This window comes from Nocardia sp. NPDC004718 (genome assembly GCF_053601535.1).
Map to the genome: position 1 here is coordinate 1 of NZ_JBSGCA010000107.1, position 7,970 is coordinate 7,970.

At 70.1% G+C, this 7,970-nt stretch carries 7 protein-coding genes; 5 read left to right on the top strand and 2 right to left on the bottom strand.

Translation table 11 applies throughout. The annotated features are described in order from the left end of the window. The first annotated feature begins 219 nt into the window (after positions 1 to 219). Complete coding sequence (trpD, locus tag ACWEH3_RS35315; RefSeq protein ID WP_450025619.1) at positions 220 to 1,281, top strand: anthranilate phosphoribosyltransferase; 1,062 nt, start codon at positions 220 to 222, stop codon at positions 1,279 to 1,281. Positions 1,282 to 1,506: 225 nt separating this feature from the next. Next, positions 1,507 to 1,788 (top strand): hypothetical protein, encoded by a 282-nt coding sequence (locus ACWEH3_RS35320; RefSeq protein WP_450025617.1) that lies wholly within the window; start codon positions 1,507 to 1,509, stop codon positions 1,786 to 1,788. Between the two features lie 4 nt (positions 1,789 to 1,792). Here the strand turns inward: ACWEH3_RS35320 and ACWEH3_RS35325 are convergent, their stop codons facing one another. Further along, on the bottom strand, positions 1,793 to 2,068 hold the full coding sequence (locus ACWEH3_RS35325) for an Lrp/AsnC family transcriptional regulator (protein ID WP_067800602.1): 276 nt from the start codon (positions 2,066 to 2,068) through the stop codon (positions 1,793 to 1,795). A gap of 5 nt (positions 2,069 to 2,073) precedes the next feature. After that, positions 2,074 to 3,867: a DEDD exonuclease domain-containing protein gene (locus tag ACWEH3_RS35330; RefSeq protein ID WP_450025615.1), complete on the bottom strand. Its 1,794-nt coding sequence runs from the start codon at positions 3,865 to 3,867 to the stop codon at positions 2,074 to 2,076. 595 nt (positions 3,868 to 4,462) lie between these two features. Here ACWEH3_RS35330 and ACWEH3_RS35335 point away from each other — a divergent pair. From ACWEH3_RS35335 to ACWEH3_RS35345, 3 genes are all read left to right on the top strand, one after another. Further along, positions 4,463 to 5,032: a C40 family peptidase gene (locus tag ACWEH3_RS35335; RefSeq protein ID WP_450025613.1), complete on the top strand. Its 570-nt coding sequence runs from the start codon at positions 4,463 to 4,465 to the stop codon at positions 5,030 to 5,032. Between the two features lie 219 nt (positions 5,033 to 5,251). Beyond that, positions 5,252 to 6,316, top strand: coding sequence for an NlpC/P60 family protein (locus ACWEH3_RS35340; RefSeq protein ID WP_450025611.1), 1,065 nt, complete (start codon positions 5,252 to 5,254; stop codon positions 6,314 to 6,316). Positions 6,317 to 6,466: 150 nt separating this feature from the next. Next, positions 6,467 to 7,459 carry a hypothetical protein gene (locus ACWEH3_RS35345; RefSeq protein WP_450025609.1) on the top strand — a complete coding sequence of 331 codons (993 nt, stop codon included), beginning with the start codon at positions 6,467 to 6,469 and terminating at the stop codon, positions 7,457 to 7,459. Positions 7,460 to 7,970: the final 511 nt, after the last annotated feature.

The window sequence follows — 7,970 nt, forward strand, 5'->3', positions numbered from 1 at the left end:
CTGGAAAAACAAACACAGCCCGGCTCGCGTCCGAGTGGCCGCCGCGTCCGCGACGAAGGAGCAAGCGGCGGTCGCTCGGGCGCGAGCCATAAGGGGGCCGCGAACACCCAGCGCCGCAGGCGCTGGAAAGACGAACACAGCTAGGCTGCTTGCGGACAAACTGGTGCGCGAACCGGTGTGCCGGACAAGTCGCGACCAGTGTGACGGGAGAAGTGTGGAATGAGCGTGCGCAGCTGGCCCCAGGTGCTCGGAACCCTCGCCGACGGTGGCGACTTGGCCGCGGACGACACGGCGTGGGCGATGAGCGAGATCATGTCCGACAACGCCACCCCCGCGCAGATCGCCGCGTTCGGCGTCGCCATGAAGATCAAGGGACCCACGCCCGCCGAGCTGACCGGCCTGGCCACCGGCATGCTCGAGCACGCCCGGCTGGTGCGGATCGATGGCGACGCGGTCGACATCGTCGGCACCGGCGGTGACCGGTCCGGTTCGGTGAACATCTCCACCATGTCCTCGATCGTGGTGTCCGCGGCCGGGGTGCCCGTGGTCAAGCACGGAAACCGGGCCGCATCGTCGAAGAGTGGCGGCGCCGATGTGCTGGAGGCGCTGGGCGTGAAGCTCGCGCTCGGTCCCGAGGCGGTGGCTCGCTGCGTGCGGGAAGTCGGCATCGGTTTCTGCTTCGCGGCCGTGTTCCATCCCGCCCTGAGGTACGCGGGCGCGGCGCGCAGCCAGATCGGTATCCCGACCGTCTTCAACGTGCTGGGGCCGCTGACCAACCCCGCGCAGCCGCGCGCCGGGCTGGTCGGCTGCGCGTTCGCCGACCTGCTGCCCGTGATCGCGGGCGTGTTCGCCGAACGCGGCGCGAGCGCGCTGGTGGTACGCGGCAACGACGGCCTCGACGAGATCACCACCTCGGACACCACCGAGGCGTGGATCGTGTCGGGCGGACGAACGCGCCAGACCACCATCGATCCGACCCGCATCGGCATCCCACGGGTCGATCTGGACGCGCTGCGCGGCGGCGACAGCGAGGTGAACGCGGGCGTGGCCCGCGACGTGCTCGCCGGTCGCGGTGGCGCGGTCCGGGACGCGGTCCTGCTGAATTCGGCCGCCGCGATCCTGACCTACGACTGGTCGCGCGGCGTGGGCGATCCGGACGCCGACCTGCACGACGCGCTCGCGGCGGGCGTCGAGCGCGCCGCCGAGGCGATCGACACGGGCGCCGCCACCGCGTTGCTGGAGCGCTGGGCGAAGCTGACGCAGACGCTCGGCGACAACTGACCCAGGATGGCTCGGTGCCCGGCTCGTGCACGCTGCCGCGGCTTCGGCGCCGACCTGGCCGTACCGATGATGCTTTCCGATATCGCCGCCGGGGCGTGCGCCGACACGCTGACCTGAGCGAGGGCCGCGGCCGGGATCGTCGCGGCCGGTAACGTCGGCCGGGCAATTCGGCGCATGCCGAGTCGGGCACCGCGCCGATCGGTTCGACCGACGAGGAGCACCGACATGCGACTTTTTGTTCCGCTACTCGCCGTCCTCGCCACCGCAGGCATCGCCGCCGCCCCAGGAGCGAACGCGGCCGGAGGCGTTTTGTTCGCCGACGGCGTCGTGTACGAGAACCCGGTCGGCTGTGTCGAGGTCGGCGACGGGTCCGACGTGGAGATCCGCAACCGTACCGATGGCGTCGCGCGTCTGTACGAGTCGCCGGACTGCTCGGGCGACGTCGTCGTGCTGCCACCGAACGACGGTGCCTATTTCGCCGTGCGGAGTGTTCGGGTGCGGGACTGAGGCACTATTCGCCGAGCGAGAACGCCGCCTCCACTTCGGCGCGCGAATACGACTTGAACGCGATGTGGGTCGTGGTGCGCAGGACACCCGGTGTCTTGTCGATCCGGCCGGTCACCACATCGGCGATCTGCTCGTGGTCACGTACCCGCACGATCGCGATCAGGTCCACGTCACCCGCGCAGGAGTAGACCTCGGCGACGCCGTCGGTGTCCGCGACCGCCTGCGCGGTCTCCGGGATGCGGCCGTTGTCGGCGTGAATCAAGACGATCGCGGTAATCATGACGCTCAGCCTAAGCGGTCCAGATAACCTTCCTCGGTCGGTTGGGCGCGGACCGCAGCGTCGGCCAGTTCCGCCCAGCCCACCCAGCGTGCCGCGCCGAAGAGCGGCTCGTGATACCCGTCCGTGGTCCGCACGATGCGGACCCCGGGCCGGGCCAGCCAGCGTACGACCAGCGCCACTTCCTCGGGGGACGCGCCGCGTAAAGGCGGAGCGTTCTCGACCGGAGACCTGTCGTGGTCCGGCACGTGTGGTCCGGCGACCCCAGCCGGAACCACTGTTTCGGCGGCGGCGACGATCTGCTCCACGATGGGCATCGGCGGCACGCCCCTCGGGGCGGCGCCGGAACCGGCCAGGCGGCCGTACCGGATGACCGCGAACTCCCACCCGCCGTCACCGTCGGGATGCGCGGCGATCAGCTCGGCGATGCGCGCCACCGCGGCCAGTCGCTGGGTGCGCCGCAGCGCGCGCACCACTCGCGCCGCACGATCGCGCAGCCGCGCCGCCGCCTCGAAATGCTCCGCGCGCGAATGCGTTTCGATGCGGTCGAGCATGAACCGGATCGGCGCGTCGCTGCGCCCGGCGAACAACGCGCGCACGAGCGCGGGCGCGGGCGCGTACTGCGCCGTGTCCAGCGGCTTTCCCGCGGAGCCCGCCGGACATCCGCCGACCAGGGCGGGCGGGCACTCGTGCACCGCCTTCCCGGACAGCCGTGCCGTGCAGGTGCGCAACCCGGTGAATTCGGCGATGATCACGCCCAGATCGGCGGCGTCGTTGCGGGAGTGGAACGGCCCCAACGCGTCCCGGCCGGGCTCGCGCACCACCGAGAACCGCGGGAACGGCTCGTCGGTGAGAGTGAGCCACCAGGCCCGTTTCGGGAATTTCGACCGGCGGTTGTAGGGCGGGGTGTGCGCCACCAACAGCCGCAGTTCGCGCACCCCCGCCTCGAGCGCGTGCGCGCACACCACGTGGTCGACCCGAATCGCCAGCGAGACCATCTCTTTCATCCGCCCCCTGGTCTCGGAACCGGTGAAGTAGTTACGGACGCGGCGGCGCAGATTCACCGCCGTGCCTATATATAGGACTTCGTCCGAAGGACCGCGGAACAGATACACCCCCGGAGCGGCGGGGAGATCGGCCGCGAGGACGCGCTTGGAGCGCTGCCGGGGCGTGACGTCGGGCAGGTAGTCGAGCAGCTCGGTGAGACTGTGGACGCCTTGGTTCCCGACCCGCGCGATCAGGGCGTGCAGCACGTCGACGGTCGCGCGCGCGTCTTGCAGTGCCCGGTGCGTCGGCTGCGTGGTGGCACCGAGCAGCCGGGCCAGCGAACCCAGCCGCACGGAAGGCGCCTCGTCGCGCCCGAGCACCCGTCGCGCCAGCTTCACGGTGCACAGCACCTGCGCGGCCGGCCAGGCGGTGTCGCACTGCGCCGCGGCGGCACGCAGGAACGCCATGTCGAACCGTGCGTTGTGCGCGACCAGCACCGCGCCCGCGGCGAACTCCAGGAAGCCGGGCAGCACCGCCTCGATGCGCGGCGCGGCGTACACCATCGCGGTGGTGATGCCCGTGACGTGCACGATCGCGGGCGGTATCGCTCGTCCCGGGTTGACCAGTGTCGCGAATTCGCCGAGCACCTCCCCGCCGCGCACCTTCACCGCTCCGATCTCGGTGATGCCGTCGGCCCCGGGACTGGTCCCGGTGGTCTCCAGGTCCACGACCACGAAAGTCGTGTCGTACAAGGGAGTGTCGAGCTCGTCGAAAGCCAGCTGCTGGACGGCCGGGCGCGGCACGGGATCGGACACGGCGAGCAGCGTAGAGCCACGGTCCGACAGGTACCGGGCACGCGAATACGCCCCGAAATGTCCGAATGACACCGTGGAGATTCCGGGGCGATACCCGGGAAATGATCTAGAAATGCGAAAAAGAGACCTAGATCACATAAGGTTCAAAACTGTATCAAACATTGCGGCGAGTCCCGCGAAAAGGGATCCCCCGCCCTCGGGCGTGTCGACAACCTCTGGCTCTACGGTGTACGAACGACCGACCATATCGGAACCTATGGCGTATTACCCACCACCACCTGGGAAAACACCCGAGGAACCCACCCGGGGTAGTCGACCGGTCCACCCCGCCGCGCGACCCTGCTCGAACACGCGCACTCGCAGGATTACTCCGCCGTTATCTTTTCGTGATTCGGTGGGACGCATCTCACATCCATTCGCCGGTGAAATTGTTGAGCAACCCCATTTCGCTTCGCCGACGCTTTACAAACGACCGTGATGTGTTCGTAACCTTTTCGAGACCTCACGGAGTCCGCCGCGCCGACCGGTGCGGCGCCGACGAAGTCCGCGGCACCACCGGGTGCGGCGTCGTGAGGCAGATTGGGAGTACCGCATCATGACGACCAACGCCGCCAAGCGTCAGGCGAAGCGCGCTGTTGCCGCCGGGGCCGTCGGCGCTGCCACCATCGGCGCGTTCCTGCTGCCCGCAGCCCCCGCGTCGGCCCAGCCGGTGACCGTTCCCGGCGTGGGAACCTTCGACGTTCCGAACGAGCTGCCGGTCCCGCCGGGCATCCCGGGCCTCGAGCTGCCCGGCCCCGCTCCCCTGCCCTTCGCCGCACCCAAGGCCTCCGGCGACATCGCGCTGGACGCCGCCCTGAGCAAGGTCGGCTCGCCGTACGTCTACGGCGCCGCGGGCCCGGACTCGTTCGACTGCTCCGGCCTGGTCCAGTGGTCCTACCGCCAGGCGGGCATCGAACTGCCCCGCACCAGCGGCGCCCAGCTCGCCGCGGGCAGCCCCGTGTCCCTGGACGATCTGCGCCCTGGCGACCTCGTCTCGTTCTACGGCGGCAGCCACTCCGGCCTCTACGCCGGTGACGGCAACGTCGTGCACGCGTCCACCTCGGGCCAGCCCGTGAAGGTGGCGCCGATCTCCTCCATGCCGATCGCAGGCGCTCGCCGCTTCTGAGAAGCAGCTGGTCGGGCCGCGAGATCGCGGCCCGACCGCACCACGGCCCTGTGATCAATTCGTTCTCTACTGGACATCGATGCGGGCCGTTCCGTAACCTAACCGAGACCTTCCACCGATTACCCCGGATTCGCCCGGTGCAAACCTCGGGGTTCGTCGAAGGCTTCCGCGTCGGTTTCGCGAGAGATCGCTGCACGAGAGAACGGGGCACCGCGGGCTGTGGCTGAGCATCACCGGGGACAGCAGACCAAACGTCTGGTGGGAGGGACGCTGGCAGCCGGATTGCTGGCCGCCGGTCTCTACGGCGGCGGCCCGGCCGGAGCGGATCCGGTGGCGCTTCCCTCCACCGCCACGGAGGCGGTGCAGCGGATGATCGATCTGTCTCGTCAGTCCGAACAGCTCAACCAGCAAGCTCTGGGCGTGGAAGCCGAGTTGGACGCGAAGCTCGCCGTCCAGCGTGACGCCGACGCTCGGCTGGCCGCCAGCACCGACCTGGTGAACCAAGCCAAGGACGAGATCCGCCGGTATCGGCCGGTCATCGACCGCACCGCGATCGCCGCCTACCAGGGCGCTCGCACCAATCGCCTGTTCGCCGTGCTGGTCAGCGACTCACCGCAGCAACTGCTCGACCAGATGTCCACGCTGGACGTGGTGTCCGCGCAGACCTCCGAGCAACTCGACCACTACTCGAAGGCCACCGACGCCGCGACCGCCGCCGAATCGGCGGCCCGCACCGCCGCCGACGCCGCCCGTTCCGCCGCGCAGAAAGCCGAGGCGGTGCGCATCGAACTGGAGCACAAGCGCAGCGACCTCGGCGGCGCCATCGCCCAGGTGGTGCAGGCCTGGGGGTCGCTGTCGGCCAAGGACAAGTCGGCCCTCGCCGGATCGCCGTTCCCGCCCGGCTTCGACCGGGACAGTCTCTTGCAGGGCCTCGTCCCCGGCAGCGGGACCAGCGCTCTGGCGGCCGGGCTCACCCGGATCGGCGACCCTTACGTCTGGGGCGCCACCGGTCCGGACCAGTTCGACTGCTCCGGCCTCGTCCAATGGGCGTTCAAGCAGGTCGGCAAGAACGTGCCTCGGACGAGCTCGCAGCAGGCCACCTACGGCACACCCGTGGCCAAGGAGGATCTGCAGCCCGGCGACGTCGTGTTCTTCTACTCCGACATCTCGCACGTCGGCATCTACGCGGGCAACGGGCTCATGCTGCACGCCTCCACCTTCGGCGTGCCCGTCGCGGTCGCACCCATGAGCTCGACGCCGTTCCACTCGGCTCGGCGATACTAGAGGCCGTGAGCGAGCCAACCAGCGGCACCGCAGTACTCGAAGCCCAACCAACCCGCGACGGGCAACGGTGACCCACCCGCGCGGGCGGCGCGGCGCCTACCCCGTCGGCCGCACAGCCGTATCCCCCGCCGGGGCCCGCCGATGAACGGCATGCGGAGATTGCGCGCGTGGTGCTCGGCCCGGCGACGCTTCGAGTTCTGTCTCACCGTCGCGATGGTGGTGGCACTCACCGGCGTGTGCGTCGCGCTGATCATGTTGCCGAACACGGTGCTGCCGAAACTGCGGGCCGCGGAGCCGGGAGCGACCGAGGCGGTGGGTCAGGCGGCGGCCGCCGATCCCCGGCTGGCCGAGGTGCGGCGCATCGTCGAACCGTTCGGGTCGATCATCGCCCGCCAGGTGCCGACCGGAGACGGGGGACGATCCCTGGTCGTCGGCCATCCCGACCAGCGGATCGAAATCGACGTGCTGGAACGTGAACTCGCCGATGCCACCGCCGCGGTGACCGACGTCTGGGGCCCCGGCTGGGCGCAGTCCGCACTGGTCGTCGTCGCCTCGTCGCCCTCCGAGTTCGCGGCCCTGCTGCGCTCACCCGGCCTCCTGCCTGCCGAAGTCGCCGCCGCCTCCGTCGCCGACCCGTTCACGGCGGGCAGTCGGCCCACCGGCCAGCGCGTCGTCTTCGGTCCCGATACCGGACGCCGCCTCGATCCCGAGGGCATGGCCACCCTGCTGCGGCATGAACTCACCCACATCGCCGCTCGCGCCGACACCGTCGACGGTGCCCCGCTGTGGATGCTGGAAGGTTTCGCCGACTACACCGCGCACCACGGGGAGGACCAGCGGTTCTCCGACATCGCTCCCACGCTCACCGCGCATGCCCACGCGGGCCGGATCCCCGAGGATCTGCCGCCCGACACCGACTTCTCCGGCCCGGACGCCGCCTTCACATACGAAAAGGCCTGGTCGATCTGCGCCTTCGTCGCCGAGAAGTACGACCGAGCCCGCCTCGTCCAGCTCTACCACCGCATCGCGGCGGGCAAGCAGGACCCCACCACCGAAGACACCATCCTCCGCGAAGTCCTCGGCACCCCCCGCGCCGATTTCGTCGACGACTGGCGCGAGTGGCTCCGAACCCGAACCGCCTGACCTCGTACGGACAGCCGCGAGCGCACGGGTGCGGCACCCGTTACGTGGGGTCAGCGGACGTCGGTGCGGAACAGGAAGGCGTCGCGCGTGGCAACTGGAGTCGGCCTGCTGCCGCTGCTGCTCGGCCTACGCGCCGGTGGGACGTGTGGCCCAATCACGACAACGCCGGCGACGATCCCAGCGGCCCGATCCGGTCCTGTCGTCGCAGGCGGTCAGCGGGTCACCCTCGCCGTCGGCGGTGACCGTACTCACCGAAAGCGGCATTTTCACCCGGTGACCACCGCCCCCGGTGCCGCTCATCGTGTCGACCCCCGCAACACCCTCAGCGGTGGACGACCGACCTTCTCCCTCGAAGCCACCCGCATGCACACGGCTCGGAGTGCACAGCCGGACGCGCCCCGCGCACCTAGACCACGTCTTTCGAGCGAAGCGAGACCGAGCATGCGCCGTTCGCGGCCCGGCTCGCGTGTGCGCGGCCGCCGCGTACGCGACGAAGGAGCAAGCGGCGGCC

What these genes read in the sequence shown, in the direction of transcription:
- trpD (WP_450025619.1), top strand. Translation starts at nt 220, where the DNA reads ATGAGCGTGCGCAGCTGGCCCCAGGTGCTCGGAACCCTCGCCGACGGT.
- ACWEH3_RS35325 (WP_067800602.1), bottom strand. Translation starts at nt 2,068, where the DNA reads ATGATTACCGCGATCGTCTTGATTCACGCCGACAACGGCCGCATCCCG.
- ACWEH3_RS35320 (WP_450025617.1), top strand. Translation starts at nt 1,507, where the DNA reads ATGCGACTTTTTGTTCCGCTACTCGCCGTCCTCGCCACCGCAGGCATC.
- ACWEH3_RS35335 (WP_450025613.1), top strand. Translation starts at nt 4,463, where the DNA reads ATGACGACCAACGCCGCCAAGCGTCAGGCGAAGCGCGCTGTTGCCGCC.
- ACWEH3_RS35345 (WP_450025609.1), top strand. Translation starts at nt 6,467, where the DNA reads ATGCGGAGATTGCGCGCGTGGTGCTCGGCCCGGCGACGCTTCGAGTTC.